This window comes from Streptosporangium sp. NPDC002524 (assembly GCF_040295985.1).
Lineage (GTDB): Bacteria > Actinomycetota > Actinomycetes > Streptosporangiales > Streptosporangiaceae > Streptosporangium.
The window spans coordinates 14,308-31,894 of the sequence record NZ_JBEOWK010000050.1; the positions used below are offsets into that span (position 1 = coordinate 14,308).

19 protein-coding genes and 1 other RNA gene are annotated in these 17,587 nt (G+C 65.0%); 12 read left to right on the plus strand and 8 right to left on the minus strand.

What is annotated here, in order from left to right; all coding sequences use genetic code 11:
* The first annotated feature begins 37 nt into the window (after window positions 1-37).
* From ABT053_RS42315 to ABT053_RS42365, 11 genes are all read left to right on the plus strand, one after another.
* Entirely contained in the window at window positions 38-232 is a 195-nt protein-coding gene (locus ABT053_RS42315; protein WP_350977642.1) for a hypothetical protein, read from the plus strand.
* Entirely contained in the window at window positions 229-1,179 is a 951-nt protein-coding gene (locus tag ABT053_RS42320) for a VWA domain-containing protein (protein WP_350977645.1), read from the plus strand. The genes ABT053_RS42315 and ABT053_RS42320 overlap by 4 nt, the downstream gene beginning before the upstream one ends.
* Entirely contained in the window at window positions 1,180-2,244 is a 1,065-nt protein-coding gene (locus ABT053_RS42325; protein WP_350977647.1) for a VWA domain-containing protein, read from the plus strand.
* Window positions 2,245-2,461: 217 nt separating this feature from the next.
* A complete protein-coding gene (locus ABT053_RS42330; RefSeq protein WP_350977649.1) occupies window positions 2,462-3,427 on the plus strand; it encodes an AraC-like ligand-binding domain-containing protein in 966 nt (321 codons plus the stop codon).
* Between the two features lie 389 nt (window positions 3,428-3,816).
* Entirely contained in the window at window positions 3,817-4,752 is a 936-nt protein-coding gene (locus ABT053_RS42335; protein WP_350977651.1) for a hypothetical protein, read from the plus strand.
* Between the two features lie 211 nt (window positions 4,753-4,963).
* Complete coding sequence (locus tag ABT053_RS42340; RefSeq protein WP_350977654.1) at window positions 4,964-5,155, plus strand: hypothetical protein; 192 nt, start codon at window positions 4,964-4,966, stop codon at window positions 5,153-5,155.
* Window positions 5,142-5,663 (plus strand): DUF6879 family protein, encoded by a 522-nt coding sequence (locus ABT053_RS42345; RefSeq protein ID WP_350977656.1) that lies wholly within the window; start codon window positions 5,142-5,144, stop codon window positions 5,661-5,663. The genes ABT053_RS42340 and ABT053_RS42345 overlap by 14 nt, the downstream gene beginning before the upstream one ends.
* Complete coding sequence (locus ABT053_RS42350; RefSeq protein WP_350977659.1) at window positions 5,600-6,490, plus strand: helix-turn-helix domain-containing protein; 891 nt, start codon at window positions 5,600-5,602, stop codon at window positions 6,488-6,490. Before ABT053_RS42345 ends, ABT053_RS42350 begins: the two co-directional genes overlap by 64 nt.
* A gap of 33 nt (window positions 6,491-6,523) precedes the next feature.
* Complete coding sequence (locus ABT053_RS42355; RefSeq protein WP_350977661.1) at window positions 6,524-6,913, plus strand: hypothetical protein; 390 nt, start codon at window positions 6,524-6,526, stop codon at window positions 6,911-6,913.
* On the plus strand, window positions 6,910-7,095 hold the full coding sequence (locus ABT053_RS42360; protein ID WP_350977664.1) for a hypothetical protein: 186 nt from the start codon (window positions 6,910-6,912) through the stop codon (window positions 7,093-7,095). The genes ABT053_RS42355 and ABT053_RS42360 overlap by 4 nt, the downstream gene beginning before the upstream one ends.
* Window positions 7,092-7,727, plus strand: a complete 636-nt coding sequence (locus ABT053_RS42365; RefSeq protein ID WP_350977666.1) for a hypothetical protein — start codon at window positions 7,092-7,094, stop codon at window positions 7,725-7,727. The genes ABT053_RS42360 and ABT053_RS42365 overlap by 4 nt, the downstream gene beginning before the upstream one ends.
* An 811-nt stretch (window positions 7,728-8,538) precedes the next feature.
* Here ABT053_RS42365 and ABT053_RS42370 read toward each other — a convergent pair.
* The 4 genes from ABT053_RS42370 to ABT053_RS42385 form a co-directional block, all read right to left on the minus strand.
* Window positions 8,539-9,405, minus strand: a complete 867-nt coding sequence (locus ABT053_RS42370; protein ID WP_350977669.1) for a phage major capsid protein — start codon at window positions 9,403-9,405, stop codon at window positions 8,539-8,541.
* A gap of 15 nt (window positions 9,406-9,420) precedes the next feature.
* A complete protein-coding gene (locus ABT053_RS42375) occupies window positions 9,421-9,837 on the minus strand; it encodes a hypothetical protein (RefSeq protein ID WP_350977672.1) in 417 nt (138 codons plus the stop codon).
* A gap of 59 nt (window positions 9,838-9,896) precedes the next feature.
* Window positions 9,897-10,067: a hypothetical protein gene (locus ABT053_RS42380; protein ID WP_350977675.1), complete on the minus strand. Its 171-nt coding sequence runs from the start codon at window positions 10,065-10,067 to the stop codon at window positions 9,897-9,899.
* A 1,669-nt stretch (window positions 10,068-11,736) separates the two neighbouring features.
* Window positions 11,737-11,910, minus strand: coding sequence for a helix-turn-helix domain-containing protein (locus ABT053_RS42385; protein WP_350977677.1), 174 nt, complete (start codon window positions 11,908-11,910; stop codon window positions 11,737-11,739).
* 396 nt (window positions 11,911-12,306) lie between these two features.
* Here ABT053_RS42385 and ABT053_RS42390 point away from each other — a divergent pair, with 396 nt between their 5' ends.
* Window positions 12,307-13,506 (plus strand): tyrosine-type recombinase/integrase, encoded by a 1,200-nt coding sequence (locus ABT053_RS42390; protein ID WP_350977679.1) that lies wholly within the window; start codon window positions 12,307-12,309, stop codon window positions 13,504-13,506.
* 40 nt (window positions 13,507-13,546) lie between these two features.
* Here the strand turns inward: ABT053_RS42390 and rnpB are convergent.
* From rnpB to ABT053_RS42410, 4 genes are all read right to left on the minus strand, one after another.
* Window positions 13,547-13,941, minus strand: an RNA gene (gene rnpB, locus ABT053_RS42395) — RNase P RNA component class A.
* A gap of 267 nt (window positions 13,942-14,208) precedes the next feature.
* Complete coding sequence (locus ABT053_RS42400) at window positions 14,209-15,735, minus strand: bifunctional RNase H/acid phosphatase (protein WP_350977681.1); 1,527 nt, start codon at window positions 15,733-15,735, stop codon at window positions 14,209-14,211.
* 44 nt (window positions 15,736-15,779) lie between these two features.
* Window positions 15,780-16,520 carry a zinc ribbon domain-containing protein gene (locus tag ABT053_RS42405; protein WP_350977682.1) on the minus strand — a complete coding sequence of 247 codons (741 nt, stop codon included), beginning with the start codon at window positions 16,518-16,520 and terminating at the stop codon, window positions 15,780-15,782.
* Window positions 16,517-17,353 (minus strand): Nif3-like dinuclear metal center hexameric protein, encoded by an 837-nt coding sequence (locus ABT053_RS42410; RefSeq protein ID WP_350977684.1) that lies wholly within the window; start codon window positions 17,351-17,353, stop codon window positions 16,517-16,519. The genes ABT053_RS42405 and ABT053_RS42410 overlap by 4 nt, the downstream gene beginning before the upstream one ends.
* Between the last annotated feature and the right edge of the window lie 234 nt (window positions 17,354-17,587).

Sequence of the window (17,587 nt, forward strand, 5' to 3'; positions counted from 1 at the left end):
ACTCGCCGAGGTCATCCCCCGGTCTGGGACCCCGTCCATGACGGGACTCACCGAGATCGCCACCCAGACCGGGAACCGGTCCGTGACCGAACTCACCGAGATCGCCACCCAGACAGGGACCCCGTCCACGACCGGACTCGCCGAGATCGTCACCCGAACCGGGAACCGGTCCGTGACCGGACTCGCCGGGGTCGTCAACGGACGTACGAGGCCGGCCGAGGAGGGCTCATGACCCTGTCCTCCTCGCTGTTGCTGGTCGTCGGACTGCTCGTCACGGCGGCGCTCGCCTGGGCGGCCGTCGTCTCGGCGCGCCGCCGGACGGCCGCCCTCACCGCGGCCGGGGTCGCCGTGCCCGGCGGCCGAAGGGCGTACCTCGGAACCGGCCTGACGATCGCCGGCGTCGGGGTGCTCGCGGTCGCCGCCGCCGGGCCGACGGCGATGGTCCCGGTCCCGCGGACCGCGGGCACCGTCATCCTCGCGATCGACGTCTCCAACAGCATGGGCGCCGACGACGTCGCGCCCACCCGGCTGGCGGCAGCGCAGCGGGCGGCCCGCGCGTTCGTGGCGGCGCAGCCCGACAGCGTCGACATCGGGGTCGTCGCGTTCGAGCGGGGAGCGCTCACCACCGCACGGCCCGACGCCGACCACTCCGTCGCGCTCAAGGCCATCGACCGGCTGAAGGTCACCGGCGGCACCTCGCTGGGGACGGCCATCACGGCCTCCCTGTCGGCGATCACCGGCAAGCAGGTGGCCCTCGGCCGCGAGGGCGCCGCGCCCGACATCGGCTACTGGCCGTCGGCGACGGTCGTGATGTTCTCCGACGGGCAGAACCAGGGCGCGGACGTCGAACGCGCCGCCACCCTGGCCCAGGGGGCGGGTGTCCACATCCACACCGTCGGGGTCGGCACCACGGCCGGGGCGACGGTGAAGGTCGACGGCTACAACCTGCAGACCTCGCTCGAGGAGGACACCCTCACCTCGATCGCGCAGACCACCGGCGGCGCCTACCACCCCGCCTCCGACACCGCTCGGCTCGACGGGATCGCCGACACGATCGACCTGCGGCTCACCGTCTCCGACGAGCCGCTGCCCCTCGCCGGCGGGCTGATCGGGCTCGCCCTCGCGCTGCTCACCGCGGGGGCGGCACTCACCGTGCTCCGATCTGGACGGGTGATCTGAATGTCGTTCTCGTGGCCGTGGGCGCTGCTGTCCATCCTGGTCATCCCGCTGATCTTCGCCATCCGCGAGTGGGCGCGCCGCCGCCGCAGGCGGGCCGCCATGCGCGTCACCTCGATCGCGCTCGTACGCAGTGCCCTGCCCGGCCGTACGCTCTGGACGCGGAGGATCCCCGTGGCACTGTTCGTGGCCGGGCTCGCGCTGCTCGCGGTCGGGGCCGCGCGGCCGCAGGCGTCGGTCCCGGTACCGCAGACGTCGGTGACGATCCTGCTCGCGCTCGACACCTCCGGCTCCATGTGTTCCACGGACGTCGACCCCAACCGCCTCACCGCCGCGAGGAAGGCCGCCGCCGAGTTCATCGAGTCGCAGCGGGGCGGGCCGCGCATCGGCCTGGTCACCTTCGCGGGCACCGCGGGCCTGCTCGTCCCGCCCACCGACGACACCGACTCGCTGATCGAGGCGCTGGACGGCCTCACCGTGTCCCGGGGCACCGCGATCGGGCAGGCCGTACTCGCCTCGATCGACGCGATCGCGGAGGTCGACCCGTCGGTCGCCTCCACCGGGGCGGACCCGGGCGTCGCCGGGTCGGGTTACGCCGGTGCCGCGATCGTCGTGCTCACCGACGGCGCCAACACCCAGGGCGTCGAGCCGCAGCTCGCCGCCCAGGAGGCGGCCCTGCGCCGCGTCCGCGTCTTCCCCATCGGCTTCGGCACCACGAACCCGGCCCCGATGGTCTGCGACAACTCCCAGTTCGACGGCCGCGGATTCGGCGGCTGGGGCGGCGGCGGTGGCGGCTCCGGCCGCGGCGGATTCGACAGGGGCCGCAACCCCCGCACCATCGACGAGCCCGCGCTCAAGCGAATAGCCCAGACCACCGGCGGCTCCTACCACCGCGCCGAGAACGCCGACCAGCTCCAGAGCGCCCTCGACGCCCTCCCCCGCAGCTTCACCGTCGTCCAGCAGCGGATCGACACGGCCTCCGCCTTCGCCACCGCCGGCGCCCTCCTCATCGCCACCGCCCTGTCCCTCTCCCTCTGGTGGAACCGGCCCCGGCCCCTGACCCGCTGACGTACCGTCGGCTCGCGTGAGACCGGAATGTGATCGGTGATATTCGTGGCGTGATATCCGGCGGTCCGGCGCTGGTGAACGCTCATATCCATATCCCCAGAGGTAAAGGCATCGAGCGCGCTTATGTGAATGTTTCGCCCCCTGGCTGGACAATTGTCGTGACCGTGTCTGACCATCCTTGGTGACAAAGGTGATTGGATCGCGGGGGCGTACACATATGGCAGTCGCGGAGTTCCGGACCGAGAACCTGGCCCCGGAAGATCGTTTTCCCTCCTGGTTCGAGGTGGCGGCACAGGCTCACATGCCGTCCTGGGTGCATCCCGCCAGCGAAGCCGATTTCGAGGCTTCGGTGCGGGTGCTGGACCTCGGCGGGGTGCAGGTGTCGGTGCTGACCCATCCGGAGGTACGGTCGGAGCGGACCGCCAGGCTCGTCCGGCAGTTCGATCCGGAGGTCTACCAGTTCCATCTCATCGTCAGTGGCGGTGGCCGGCTGGCGCAGGACGGCCGGGAAGCCGTCTTCGGCGTCGGGCAGTTCCTTCTCATCAATTCCTCCCTCCCCTACCGGGCATGGCGATCGGCGCAGGACGGCAGGAGCGAGGCCGTGGTCGTCCAGGTCCACCGCGCCTCGCTGGGCCTGCGCTCCAACACCCTCGACCGGCTCGCCGCGGTGCCCTTCTCCGCCCGCAGCGGGATCGGCGCCGTACTGGCCGGCCACCTGCTCCAGCTGATGAAGAACGCCGGAGAGTACACCGAGGCCGACACCGTCGCCCTGAGCGACATCACCCTGGACCTGGTCGCGGCCAGCTGCGCCCACCGGCTCGACGCCGCCGCCGACCTGTCACCCGAGGCGCGGCAGCGGGCCCTGCTGGCCCGGGTCCACCGCTTCATCCGCGACCACCTCGGCGACCCGGCCCTGACCCCGGACCACATCGCGGCCGCTCACCAGATCTCCGTCCGGCACCTGTACAAACTGTTCCAGGCGCAGGACATGACCGTCGCGGCCTGGATACGCCGATGCCGTCTGGAACGGTGCCGCCACGACCTGGCCGACCCCGTCCTGAGATCCATGCCGATCCACGCCATCGCCGCCCACTGGGGCTTCACCAACAACGCGCACTTCAGCCGTGTCTTCCGCGCCGCCTACGGCCTTTCCCCGGCTGACTACCGCCACACCACGGTGTGAAGCGGAAACAGGAAACGACTTTCCGCCTCGGCTCCGGCGAGAACAACCACGGGATCACGAATGATCGGAAAGCCCGGATCATGGGCTTTAAAGACGGACGAGTCGGCCTGTAGGCCGGGAAGAAGTTGATGGCTTGGAGAGCTATTCGGCCCGTTCCGTCCCCGTGGTGTCTTCCCTGGTAGATAGGGCAACCGGTGTCCGGGCCGTTCCGGTCCGGTGCCCTCCGTTTCGTCCCCCTCCGTTGACGCGTTGGTGACGCGTCGAGCTAGAGAAGCCGCAGTAAGCAACGCAGTCCCCCAGCCTCCGGGCTAGAGGTCTTCCACAACATCGAAGTCCCGGCGAGTGCTGGTAACACTCCCGGGACATGGCACCAGGATTAGAGGTCCTAAGTGCGTACGCATCGTACCCCGCAGCACACTCGCTTCACGATCCTGCCGAACGCCGCATTGCAGTGCCGTTCGCTGTCGATCCTCGCCCGTGGCCTGCTGGCCTACCTCCTGTCGCTGCCCTCTGGCACGCCCCAGTCCATCGAGACACTGGCCGCAGAAAACCCCGAGGGTAAGACCGCTATCGCCCGCGCTCAGCGAGAGCTGATCGCAGCCGGGTACGTGCGCGTCGTTCGCGAACGCGTCGAGCGAGGCCGGTTCACCACCACCGTGCACGTGTACGACACTCCGCAGTCTTCCCAGGTCGCACCGATGTCCGACACCCCGGACATCGGTGAGCCGGACACCGGCCGACCGAACACCGGGGCATCGGGCGATACCCCTAAAGGGGTAAAGAACCTGGATAAAGAACCAACCCCCCTGGAGACGGCCCCGGCCGCGCCGACGGCACCGGCCCCCGTGGTGGCCGTAGAGACTCACCAGGACGGAAAGGAAGGGATTGCCATCGACGACAGGCAAACCCTCGCCAGCATCGATCTGATCGCCCGGCTCGGACGCGCTGAGCCCCGGCTCGCCCTCGGCCAGCGTGAGACGCTGAAGGTTGTGCCCCTGATCGCCGAATGGCTCGCCCGTGGCGTCGATGAGATGCACATCCGGCGCATCCTCACCGACAGACTTCCCGCTGAGGTTCGCTCCCCCGTCGGCCTGATCGTTCACCGCCTGACGGACAAGATGCCGCCCGTTCCCGCCCCCAAGGCGGCACTCGTGCACGCTTCGGAGTGCCCCGAGTGTGCCCGGCCTGTCGCCCGGCCCGGCGTGTGCTCCCTCTGTGTCGCCGAGAGCGACGAGAAGCCCCGCCCCGTAGCCGACGTGGCCCGTCACGTGGCCGTGGCCCGTGAGCTGCTAACCGCTCGTCGCCCCACCGCAGTCGCGGCGTAGAGCCGAACCTCAGACAACCCGTGTACACGTCTCCTACTGACACAGTCCCCGCCAAGCCACCACCATGGCGGGGGCTTGCCACGTTCCTGAGATCACGGCCTACCGTGATCCATGCTGCAACCGTCGATTTCCTGTTCTCTCAACTCAGGGTGCTTGACCCTGAATCACCTTCCCCGAAGCATGTAGATCAAGCGAGCCGAGAGGGGCACCCATGCGACTTACCAAGGTTGGCGGGGAGTGCGACGAGGGGACATGCCCAGCCATCTTCAAGACCGACCGAGGGACGTACGTAGTGCAGGGAAGCAAGGTGGTCGAGGAACACGGCTTGGAGATTCCCGATCACGAAACGATCGCGGAAATCCCGGAAGAGCTGTTGAGGCAGGTTGCTCGTGATCTCGCCTGACGAGTTCGGGAAGCTCTTCGATAATTTTGAGCGAGAAGCTTTCCGACTGGAAACACTCGACTACTACGACGCGGCAGGAACGCGTATAGGGCTTCCCGCCTTCCTCGCAGGGGAAGAAGAACCCGAACAGTTCAAGAAATCCCCGTGGGTGACGACCGTAGGGAACGCGACCAAATCCGGTAAGCGGATGTATCGGGTTCACGTAGTGACCACACCGCTTACGGACTATCTTCGGTTTGAGTTCGCATGGGGCTATCACAGGAACATGGCAGCCGGTGAAGAATTCTTCATTCTCAACCTTGCCGAACACCCCGTGCCCGGCCTACTGGATTACGACTTCTGGATGTTCGACGAACAGACAGTTGTCCGAATGTTCTACACCCCTCAAGGCGCATTCGAAGGCGCTGAGATCATGCCCGAAGACAAGGCTTCGGAACACATCCGGTGCCGAGACCTCGCCATGAAGCACGCCGAACCATTCGTGTCATTCTGGAAGAGGTACGGCTGAACAAGGCAGACCTTTCGACGGCACTCCGGGAACTACGCCAGGCGAGCGGCCTGCCCGCCAAAGCGGTTGCTCGGAGTGCTGTCATGTCCCAATCCAAGCTAAGCAAGATCGAGAACGGGCATCTTGCTCCGTCGCTCACCGATGTTGAACGCATCCTCACGGCCCTGGAAGTTTCAGAAGAGGTCAAAGCCGAGTTCATCAAGGTTGCCCGTGTGGCTGCGACAGAGGCAACCGCCTGGCGACTGTACCGGCGCCTCGGCTCACACAAGAAGCAACTCCAAATTCAGGCGGTCGAAGCACAAACAGCGGTCATACGGCTGTTTCAGTGCTCGCTAATCCCTGGCCTTCTTCAAACTCCGGAATATGTTAGAGCTGTTCTCGGCAGGCGCAACCTCACACCAGACGAGACGACTCGCACAGTCGGGGCCAGGCTTGAGCGCCAATCGGTCTTATATGACTCAGGGAAATCATTTCACTTCGTCATCACTGAGCCTGTCCTTTGGTGGCGCATACTGCCAGCGGCGATGCTGGCTAGTCAGCTAGACCGGCTCGTATCTATCTCTCGGCTCTCCAACGTGCGGATAGGGGTTGTGCCCCTGGCATCGCGGCAAACCGACTTTCCCGGTACGCCGTTCTGTATCTTTGACGAGCGCCTTGTGACTGTGGAAACGCCTCACGCTGAGGTAGTGACCACAGAACCAAGAGACATAGCGACGTATGCCGCCAAGTTCAATGGATTCGCAGCCGTAGCCATCTACGGCGATGAAATGAGAAGACATATCGAACGCGCCAGAGACGAATTGTTGACAGGACAGGAAACGGTCTAGATAGCCCGCTTCTAAATCCATACCGTCAGAGGTATGGCTTCCGAACAGACAGCTGTAGAGCCCTGCACGGAGGGGCAAGAGGACAACGAGACGGCGAAGCCCATCGGGCAGGAACCTCCCGAGCCGTTGCGCCGTCTCGCCGGGTTGGTGAACGTGCACGGGGTTCGTACGTCGATCATTCACCGTGTGGGGCTTCGCCTCTACGGCCATCGGCCCGCCCCGTTCCCGCGCAGCGACCGTTTCGAGCTGGTCGCTCACAGCCGTGGTGGCTGGGAAGTGGCGACCGTGACCGTGGGGGAGCACTCCGGATACTTCATGGTCTCCCTTCCCACGGTCGCGGTTGAGTGCCACCCGGTCAACGCCGACCAGCCTCACGCGGTCGTGGACCTAATCCTTGCTGCGCTGCCGAAGGAGACGGCATGACGTGGGAGATACCGGAGTTCGACGTCACCGAGAACCCGGACGGCACCCTTGAGGCACACCGCAAGGGTGGCCCCCCGAGCGCCCCGGCCGACGTGAACGCAGCGACGTTCCGAGAGCTTGAGCTGGGATGCCTGGCCGCACGAGTGGCATGGTCGATCCGGCCGGACAGGGGGACAGGATGACCGGGGCCGTGCCGACACAGCTTCGTGTCCCCTACGTCATCGCTCACGCCGCCGAGATCGCACCGCAACCCTTGACGTTCGTACGCCGCCCGCTGGGCGGGCTGCGGCTCGCTTACAACAACGAACGCCGTGGCGATCGGGTCAAGGGGGTGTTGCGGGTCCGCGTCCTGAACAACCAGCGAGGGGCGCCGCAGTGGCGCAAGCTCAACACGCTGCGTCAATGGCGCTGCATGGAAAAACTGCTGTGCCAGGTCTGCGGCCAGGCCGCCACCGACCCGACCACCGGGCGCATTCCCTGGATCACGACGGACAGCGCGTTCCGTGAGCTTCCCGAGGACCCCACCGGGGGCCTCACCAGCGCCCCGCCCACCTGCTGGGCCTGTATCCCGGAAGCACTGGCCACCTGCCCCCAGCTTCACATCTCCCAGGCCGTTGGCACCGTCGCCCGCGCCGAACCCGCCGCCGTACTGGCCGACATGTTCACCCCCGGCCCGTCCCGGAGAGCGCTCCACACGGGCGAACACAACGTCGAGATCAGCCTGGGCGAAGACACATTGCTTACTCATGCGCTGGCCACACAGCTGATTGTCCAGATTCACGACTTCCAGCCCGCACCACACCCGATGGGGTGAAAAGCTCCCCCGGTAGGGCAATCCCTTCCCAGGACGGTCCACACCCAGCGACCGCGCCCTATCGGGGGCTCCACAGCAAGCCAACCATGGCAGGTCTTTTCTGATCACAGTCCGGAGTCGCCGGCACTTTGTCGTTGCAGGTCACAGACGTTGTGCCGATTCGGCCGTTCGTCACATTGGGTGATGGCGTGTGGGTCGATGGCCCGTCAAGGCTCGTTCGGTTTCGCTCCCTAGCGGAGGGCAGAAATTCGACCGGGCAAACTTCGCATTCGCGCACTTCAACCGCCCTCACGCTATGTAATTAGAAAAGTCCCAGATTCGTACATCTTGCGAGGGACAGCCCCTCCACCGTTCCCTACGCGCGTGATCATGGAGGTACCCCCACCTGTGTGCCTACAGAGCGTGACGTGGGCGTGTACACGGTCTAGGCGTGGTGGCTCGTGGTGACGTGGGCTAGCTGGCACGCCGGTACGCGCGCCGGAGCGCGCTCGGTTGGTTGGCTCTCGTGGGAGGCCCATGCCTACAACCACAACCACACCAACCACACTTACTAACCACACCTACACACTCATCACACCCACCACTACAACTACAACCACACTCACCACATACCCATGTACTCAACATCACACCACTACACACCACTACCTACACACCCACCTACTCACACCCACACCACTTATCACCCCTCAGTACACACATCCATCACTTGTGTGTTACCGGCAATGCAGCCGTATACCTATGGATGACTTCCCCTGAAACAACGAAAGCCCCCTGCTTATTAGGCAGGGGGCAGGCTGGTTGCGTTCACTTACGAGGCGGCAACGGTAATCTTCGCAGTAACCAGGGCTTCGGGGCGAATGACCTTAGCGCCATAGACATGCAGACCACGGATGATAGACCCGAAATCCTCGGGGTCACGCAGGTTCTCAACCTCTTCGATCTGCTCAGCAAAAGTCGTGGCCATCGAATGGCCAGCGATGATGTCCATGGTGTAAGTGCCAGAGGTACGCGGCAGGTTCGTAGACATGCTGACCGTAAAGCCCGCAAGGCGACCAACTACACCGTTAAAAATCGGGTCGTTAGAACCGTAGGCAGACGCATCAAGGAAACGATTGCTCTTAAGTAGCGTCGCCTTCACCTTGGGCGTCACGATGAGGAAACGCCCATCCTCGGGAATCTTCGCCTCGTCCAGAACCGTAATGATCTCGTCAACGATCTGCTCATACAGGGCATCGCCAGCGTTGCCAGTCGCAGGAATGTCAAGGGCGACACCCTTGGTGCCAGCGTTGGCAAGCATCTGCGAACCAACATAGAGATCAGACGCTTCTACCAGCTTCTGACCGGCCTGCGCCGTAGCAGTAGGCGCAACGTTCCCGACCTGCTGAGCACGCTCAACATCCTTGAGGGTGAAACTGAAGTAGTCGCCCTGGTCAATCAATAGGTCTACGGCTGAGGTAGACAGGCGATTGGTCGTGATGGTACCACCGTTATAGGTAGAGACGGTGGGATCAATAAGGCTGTTGATGTGAACGACGTTTCCGCTACGCGCGTCGCCCTCGTAGTCGCGGTTGGTGCACAGTTCAGACGACACAACCGCGTTGGCATTCATGCTCCTCTGGAGGAGTGCTGACCACCACTCCGGAATGAAAGAATCCATAGTGCTATTGAAGATCATGCTGACTTTCCTTTTCTATCGATTACGCTTGGCGAACTCGGCGATCTGAGCGCGGCTCATACCGCGAAAGCTTTCGGGCCTGTCAGTGCGTGGACCCCTATAGACGCCACTTCCGCCGTCACCGGCAAACACGTCCTGAGTGAACTCCGGCTTGCCAGCCGTCGCACCTAGCAACGAAATGAAGTCCTGGATCTTGTCAACGTCAGGACTGCCGTCTTCGGCTGAGAAAACATTCATGTTTATGTAGGGCTGTAGCGTTGAAATATCCACGCCAGCCTTAGCGGCTTCTACCTCGAAGCGAGAGCCGACGAGGCTCGCCTCTAGTTCTTTAACCCTGTTGCGAGTCTTCCCTAGCTCCTCATAGGTAGAAAAGTCAGCCTTGAGGTCATCGGGATAGGTGGGAGGATCGACGGCTTCCTGTTCTACAGGCACACCGGGAGTGTCAGGCTGTACGTCTGTCGTGCCGACAGGGGTAGGCGTGTCCATAGGGTTTACTTCACGAAGCCGTGGACGATGGCAATGACGTCTCCGTTGTCGTCTCGCTCAACCACTACATCCCGGACAAGGTGACTGATCTTGCCTTCCCTGTAGAAGCGCTCGAACACGTCGGGGGCAAGGTCGTTAACGTCATCAAAGGTGATCGTGGTATCAGGGATGCTCATAGAGTTCTTCTCTCGGATGAATCTGTGCTGGATCTGGACATGCGAAAAGGGGCCGCCGCGAGTATCCGACAACTCGCGACGACCCCTCGGAATCGTTCAACCCATGAAAGATACTTGAGTGGCTAACTCAAGCACTCTGATAGTCGTGTCCGACTAACAAGCCAATGATGAAAGCCTATCGGGGAGTGAAATCCCCTCAGATTGCAACCCCCGCAAGCGGAGGCCGGGGTTAGCCTCTAGCCACTCCTGAAAAACTATGCTCTCCAGCTCGTCGTACTCTTCGTCAAACTCTTCCCCTCTGAGGTCTATCCACCACTGAGGGAACCATCTCGACTCAGGTTGGATGTTCCATCCCCGCTGGACGGCGAAGTCCAGGCATTCGGGAGAGCACGCGTGAGCGCGACGCCGGTAGTGGTGCAAGTCCTTCACGTACCCGCAACCAGTACACCGGCCGTACGAAGGCCGGTCGCCCCACGTAACCTCTCGCCGGTACCGCATCGCCTTCCGCGATGCTTCCCGCCGCCGTGCCTGTCGGCACGCCTCACAGAGGCGCCTACGGCTCTTGGGCTTACGAGGATAGGTAAAGGGCCGCGTGCATCGTTCGCACGCTGCCTCGACTAACTCAGCCCCTTCTGCGGGGGGCTGACTTCCAATGGGGTTCAACTAAACCCATCCTTAGTGCTGCCCCGTCGGGCAGCGAGTTGATAGCCATCGGGCGAAAGCCCGAGTAGTCAACGGAATCAGAAGCAGGGCAGCCGCAGGCATGCCCTAGTCCAACGGAATCAACACGGTCAGAGCGGAATCCTGATTCCGCAGCTAGCTAGGCTGGTCTTGGCTAGTGGCGACCCTCGAAGGTCGCCTAGTACTAGCTTCTTTACTCAAACCCCGTTGGCTTAGTAGCCCCAGGCTTTGGGGCCTGGGGCGTCAGCTACTTGGTTTACTTCATCGGCCCGATGGCCGAACGTGACCCCGCCGGTAGGCGGGGCTAGCTAGTGCTTACAAACGGTTTTCGGTGCCTGTGGGCACCTCTATAGATAAGAAGGAGATTTTCTTTCCGCAGGTCGCAGGCTTGCAGGGTGACATTTTTTGTCCTACCGACCGCATCGGCGTGCATCCTGTGTCAGCAGGTCGTCAGGCGGCCTGTGACCTACCCCGCTTCCGCTCCGCCGCCCTGGCCTCTTGCTTTGCTTGCGCCGCTTCGGCTCGCAGCATTGCCGGATCAACCCACCCGTCAACCGACCATGAAAGGTTGTGACCATGCACCGAGCAGGGCTTTGGGTTGTACCAAGTTCCGGAGTCAAGCAACGGAAACGATAAGGCGACACATAAGGGGGTCGAGTCTGGTGCCGCTAGTCCCGCCTCGCCCAAGCGGATAACCCACCGTCTAATGGTCCAGTCCTTCGCCGGTATCAGCTCGCCGGTTTCCTTGTTCACCCTGCGGAGTAGATCGCCGATCTCACCAGGTTCGAACCGGGCGTGCCCGCCTTGTTCAGCCCGACCGATAGCGAGCATCCAAAGCCGGTGCGGACCATCCAAGCAATGCGCCTGTGCCGCCATATCGAATGTCGCGACTCGGCGCAGCTTCCACCAATCAGGTTTATATCGCTCATGCTGGGAACACTCGTTGCGCCTACTAGGCCCTTTGAAATCATTGACCATGGATATTTTCCTATGCAGCTTTCTGTCCGCCGATCCACTCTTGCAATGCCCTGGGATCACATCGGAGTTGCTGGCCGATGCGAACGAAGGGGATACCCCACTCACGCCACCGGTCGTATACGCGAGACTTGGGAACCCCCAAGTAGTCCGCTACCTGTTCCACTGTCCAAAGACGCTCGTTCATGAACCTCCTTGCCCACAGGCAGACGAAAGTCTGCCTCGCTCTTTCTGAGGACTTCTGCGCTATCTCACTGTTCAATTGTCAAGCTGCGTCTCAGGAGGGCGTGTACACGCATTCCAGAGGGTGCGTGTACACGCTGTTGAACCCCTAGAAAGCACGAAAGCGCTCTGATTCCCCTGACCCGATGTTCAACGGGCTGAGGAGCAACAGAGCGCTCGCGGGTTGGCTTATGATCACTGGACAGGTCAATTCGCCAACGGTCAGGAAGATACCTGAAGTGCCGCCTTTGTCAAATCCTAAGATTTTGAACTAGGTTGGCCCGCACACCGAAGGTAGGCAATGAGTCAGAGCCGGACTAGCCGGGAAAACTGAGTGGCTACCTGAAAGAACGGAGGATGAGTGACGAGCGAGATGAAGGACGGGATTCGTAAGGTCCTGTCCAAGCGTGAGACGGCCGCGAAGGGCAGGCCCACCTACAGCTACAAGGTCCCGTATCGGGACGCGAATGGTAAGCAGACGTCCGAGACGTTCACCACCCTCCGGGACGCCAAGGCGTTCCGGGACAAGGTCCGCTCGAAGAAGCATGAGGGTCTGGTCTTCGACGTGAAGGCCGGACGCGTCTCCTTCCAGTCCTACGCCGAGCAGTGGCTTGGCAACAAGGAGGCCGTGAAGAAGGTCGGCACCACCAAGCAGTACCGCTCCCACCTCACGAATCACGCTGTCCCGTTCTTCGGCGGGAAGCGGATGAACTCCGTTCTCCCGTCCGACGTGCAGACATGGGTGACATGGCTGAAGGCCAAGCAGAAGCTCGCACCGTCCACGATCGAAACGGTCTACAACATCGTGGCGTCACTCTTCCGCACCGCCGTACGGGACAAGGTCCTTGCCGAGAGCCCATGCATCGACATCGAGCTGCCCATGAGAGATGACAGGAAGGCCGTCCCCCTCACGCCCGAGCAGGTTCATGCCGTAGCGGAAGCCATCGTGTCCCACTATCGAGCGATGGCCATCCTGGCGGCCGGTACCGGCCTGCGACAGGGTGAGTGCTTCGGTCTAACCGTCGATCGCGTGGACTTCCTCAGGAAGACGCTCACGGTGGATCGTCAGATCGTGCAGGGCGGGATGTTCGACACCCCGAAGACCAAGGCATCGACCCGAACCATTCCTCTACCGGACACGGTCATCAGCGCCCTGGCTCAACACCTGGCCGACTATCCGGCCGAGGATCGCGAAGTGACATGGGCAGACGGTCGCAAGGAAATGGTCCGGCTGATCTTCACCTCCTCGCGAGGCAACTCCCTACGCCGGAGCACGTTCAATCCCGCATGGCAGCGAGCCGCACACGCGAGCGGCCTGGCCGAGGGCACGGGCTTCCATGCTCTCCGGCACACCTACGCATCGCTTCTGATCGCCCGGAACGTCTCCCCCAAAGTGATTCAGGCCCGCATGGGCCATGCTTCGATCACGGAGACGATGGACACGTACGGGCACCTCTACCCGGAGAGCGAGGAGGTGACCCGAGCCGCGATCGACGACGCGCTCAGTGTTGACATGAGCGCGTCTGTTGACAAAATGATGACGCAGAAGCAGACCGCTTGATCATGTAGGGTCTGTTTTAGCAGGTAGATGCCACGTGGGGCGGACGAGTCGGCCTGTAGGCCGGGTTTTGTCCTTCACTTGCGTGAAGGGGCGACCATCCATCTAGGGCCGACGTTGCCGGCGGCCTCAAGCGGTCTACCCGCGCGGCTCGGGCGAGCAGCCCTCAAGCGTCGCGCGCGGGACGCTCCGGAGAGCGCCCCTTCTTGACCTTGCTCCGGGTGGGGTTTACCGAGCCGCCCACGTCACCGTGGGCGCTGGTGGTCTCTTACACCACCGTTTCACCCTTACCTCGTCTCGCGACGAGGCGGTCTGTTCTCTGTGGCACTTTCCCGCGGGTCACCCCGGGTCGGCGTTACCGACCACCCTGCTCTGTGGAGCCCGGACCTTCCTCGGCGGGTCCCAGAAGGGACCCGACGCGGCCGCCCGGCCGGCTCGTCCGCCGTGTCCCAAGCCTAACGGTTCCCAAGTGGACTCCAACCGAGCGGCAAGTCGTCCCCGCTGGAATATGGGTCGAGCGAGACACGACGGACGATCACCGGGAGGAACCGATGAGAGCACCGACGACCGGTGGGACGGCCGCTCCCGCACGCCAGGAGGGACACAGCCGGGGGCACGGCGGGGGACGCGGCGGCGAAGGCGGTGGCGTGCGGGTGTTCCACCGCCCCGGTGGCCGTGGTCTGTCGTGGACGTGAGACCGCCGGTTCAGCGCAGGTGCGAGGTGTCGTTGAACGCCTTCACCACCGCGGGACCGTCGGCGTAATACTCGATCAGGGACAGGGCTGACAGGTCGAGATGCATGCGGTACAGCGCGCCGAGGGGAGCGAGCAGCGCGAACCGCAGCAGCATCTTGATCGGCGTGACGTGGGAGACGGCGAGGATCGTCTTGCCCTCGTAGCGCTCGATCAGCAGGTCCCCGGTCGCCTGGACCCGCCGCGCCGCCTCCCCGAAACTCTCCCCACCCGGCGGCGCGGCGGACGGGTCCGCCAGCCACGCGGCGAGTTCGTCGGGCCAGCGACGCTGGATCTCGGTGAACGTGTGGCCTTCCCAGTCTCCGAAGTCGGTCTCCCGCAGCCCCTCCTCGACGACGACCTCAAGCCCGGCCCTGGCCGCGACGATCTCCGCGGTGGCGCGGGCGCGCCTGAGCGGCGAGCTGACGATCACCTGGACGCCGTACGGCTTCCCGGCGAGTTTGGCCGCGGCGGCCTCGGCCTGGGCGAGACCGTTGGGCGTGAGCTCGGGGTCGCCGAGCCCGGAGAACCTGCGCTCGACGGAGAGGGGCGTCTCGCCGTGCCGGAGCAGGTACAGCGAGGTCGCGACGGAGGTGGGCGGGCGCCAGCCGGTGCCCGGACTCGTGGGAGCGGCCGTCCGGGCCGCCCGCTCACGCGTGGTGGTCCCTCCGCCGCCCCCGTCACCGCCGGGGCCGTCGAGGTCACCCGTCCCGAGGTCACCGGCGCCGGGGGCGCGGTTGCCGAGGGCGCCGGTGCCGGAGGCATCGCTGCCGAGATCGCCGGTGTCGGGGGCACCGTTGCCTAGATCACCGGTGTCGAAGAGGAGAAGGTCCTCACGGCTTCCGGAGGCGCCGCTTCCGGGGACACTGCTTCCGGAGGCGCCACTTTTTGAGGCGCTACTTTTCGAGGCTCGGCTCTCCGAGGCCCGGCTTTTGGAGGCGCCGCTTCCGGAGGGTCGGTCGCCGAGAGTGCCACTGTTGGAGGCACCGCTCCCGGGAGCCCGGCCGCCGGGCGTTTCCGGGGTGGCGGAGCCGGAGAGGGTCGCGGAGCCGGAGACGGTCGCGGAGCCGGAGAGGGTCCAGGCGCGGCCCTTGGCGGCGGCGTCCATGGCCTCGTTGGCCAGGCGGTCGGCGTCCTTGTTCTTCTCGCGGGGGATCCAGCGCCAGGTCACCTTGAGGCGCCTGGCGAGGGCCGCGGCCTCCAGGGCGAGCGGGCGCAGGCCCTCGTTCTTGATCTTCCAGCGGCCGGCCATCTGCTCGACGACCAGCTTGGAGTCCATCCGGACCTCGACCTTCGCGCCGTCGCCGGCGAGAGCGAGGAGGGAGGTCAGGCCCGCGATGAGCCCGCGGTACTCGGCGACGTTGTTGGTCTGGGTGCCGATCGACGCGGCGGTCTCGACCAGCACCTGACCGTCGGCGGCGTCCTTGACGACGGCGCCGTAGCCCGCCGGCCCCGGGTTGCCCCGCGAGCCGCCGTCGGCCTCGATGACGTACGAGGTCACAGAGGTCGCGGAGGTCACAGAGGTCGCCGGAGGGGTCACAGGGCTCACAGACCGGACTCGGCGGTACGGACGAGGATCCGGCGGCACTCCTCGCAGCGGATGACCTCGTCGTGGGAGGCGGCCTTGATGCGGTTGATCTCGGCGATGGACAGGCTCGTGCGGCAGCCGAGGCAGCGGGCCCCCTGGAGCATCGCGGCGCCCACCCCGAACTGCTCCTTGAGCTTCCCGTAGAGGGTGAGCAGGTCGGCCGGGATGTCCTCGGCGACCCCTGCGCGCTTGCCCTGGAGCTCGTCCCTCTCCTTGTCGATCTCGGCGAAGGCCGCGTCCCTGCGGTCCTCGGCGGTGCCGCGGGTGCCCGCGAGCTCGTCGCGCTCGGACACGAGCGTGGTGACCTGCCCGTCGGCCGACTCGCGGCGCTCCATGATCTCCAGCACGACCTCTTCCAGATCGCTCTGCCTGCGCTTCAGGGAGACGATCTCGGACTGGAGGCTGGCCAGGTCCTTGGGAGAGGACACCTGGCCGGAGTCGAGGCGCTTCTGGTCGCGCTCGGCGCGGGTGCGGACCGAGTCGACGTCGGCCTCGGCCTTGGTCTGCTCGCGGGCGAGGTCGCCGGACTCGGTCTCGGCGGCGATCACCTGGGTGGCGATGCGGGCGATGCGCCCGGAGAGCTCGTCGATCTGGGCCAGCTCGGGCAGGGTACGGCGGCGATGGGCCAGCCGGTCGATGGCGGAGTCGAGTTCGGCCAGGTCAAGCAGACGCTTCTGGGCCGCAGGGGCTGCTTTCACGTGAAATCCTCGCACTTTGCTGTTGTGTTCCAGGCGTCCGTGACCGTCTCGGATACGCGCGTCTCAACAGTAATCCCCCTGGCGGCCGACGCGGACGCGAGATGGTGCGCCGCGTCGGCGAGCCAGGGCCATTCGGTGGCCCAGTGGGCCGCGTCGATCAGCGCGGGGCCGTCCGAGGCCTCCATGAACTCGCTGGCCGGGTGGTGGCGCAGGTCGGCGGTGAGGAAGACGTCCACCCCGGCGGCGCGGGCCGTCCCGAGGAGGGAGTCTCCCGAACCCCCGCTGACCGCGATCCGCTGGACGGGGCGGCCGGGGTCTCCGGCGACCCGCAGGCCACCCGCCGTGGCGGGCAGTCCCCGGGCGGCCTGCCGGGCGAACTCGGCGAGGGGTACGGGGGCGGGCAGCGAGCCGACGCGCCCCAGGCCGCGCCGGGGGTCGTCGGCGGCGGGACTGAGCGGGACGAGCGGGCCGGTCAGGCCGACGGCGCGGGCGAGCGCGTCGGAGACGCCGGGGTCGGCGACGTCGGCGTTGGTGTGGGCGGTGAAGAGCCCGATGTCGTTCTTGATCAGCGTGTGGACCAGGCGGCCCTTGAAGGTGGTGGCCGCGACGCTCGTGGTGCCGCGCAGGTAGAGCGGGTGGTGGGTGACGACGAGATCGGCGCCCCAGTCGAGGGCCTCCTCGGCGACGACGGCCACCGGGTCGACCGCGAACAGGATCCTGCGCACCTCGGCGGAGGGATCTCCGCAGACGAGCCCGACCGCGTCCCACGACTCCGCCCACCTCGGGTCGTAACGGGACTCCAGCTCTGTGACGATGTCGGCAAGCGTAGGCACGTGCGCAGACTATCGGCCTCCCCCGGACGGCTCGTCACACCGGCTTCCACAGCGCTTTCCAGAACAGCCTCAACGTATTTCCACAGCGACTTCCGCGACAGCCTCAGCGGTTTCCCCGGCGACTCCCGTAACAGCTTCCCCTTCCCCGGCGGCGCAGCGCCCGGTAGAGCTCGGCGCGCAGCTCGTCCACCGGCACCGACCAGTCGACCCTGAATATCACGTGGCCGATCACCC

Coding starts and splice junctions, on each gene's coding strand:
- ABT053_RS42315 (WP_350977642.1), top strand. CDS start 38: ATGACGGGACTCACCGAGATCGCCACCCAGACCGGGAACCGGTCCGTG.
- ABT053_RS42320 (WP_350977645.1), top strand. CDS start 229: ATGACCCTGTCCTCCTCGCTGTTGCTGGTCGTCGGACTGCTCGTCACG.
- ABT053_RS42325 (WP_350977647.1), top strand. CDS start 1,180: ATGTCGTTCTCGTGGCCGTGGGCGCTGCTGTCCATCCTGGTCATCCCG.
- ABT053_RS42330 (WP_350977649.1), top strand. CDS start 2,462: ATGGCAGTCGCGGAGTTCCGGACCGAGAACCTGGCCCCGGAAGATCGT.
- ABT053_RS42340 (WP_350977654.1), top strand. CDS start 4,964: ATGCGACTTACCAAGGTTGGCGGGGAGTGCGACGAGGGGACATGCCCA.
- ABT053_RS42355 (WP_350977661.1), top strand. CDS start 6,524: ATGGCTTCCGAACAGACAGCTGTAGAGCCCTGCACGGAGGGGCAAGAG.
- ABT053_RS42360 (WP_350977664.1), top strand. CDS start 6,910: ATGACGTGGGAGATACCGGAGTTCGACGTCACCGAGAACCCGGACGGC.
- ABT053_RS42365 (WP_350977666.1), top strand. CDS start 7,092: ATGACCGGGGCCGTGCCGACACAGCTTCGTGTCCCCTACGTCATCGCT.
- ABT053_RS42370 (WP_350977669.1), bottom strand. CDS start 9,405: ATGATCTTCAATAGCACTATGGATTCTTTCATTCCGGAGTGGTGGTCA.
- ABT053_RS42380 (WP_350977675.1), bottom strand. CDS start 10,067: ATGAGCATCCCTGATACCACGATCACCTTTGATGACGTTAACGACCTT.
- ABT053_RS42385 (WP_350977677.1), bottom strand. CDS start 11,910: ATGAACGAGCGTCTTTGGACAGTGGAACAGGTAGCGGACTACTTGGGG.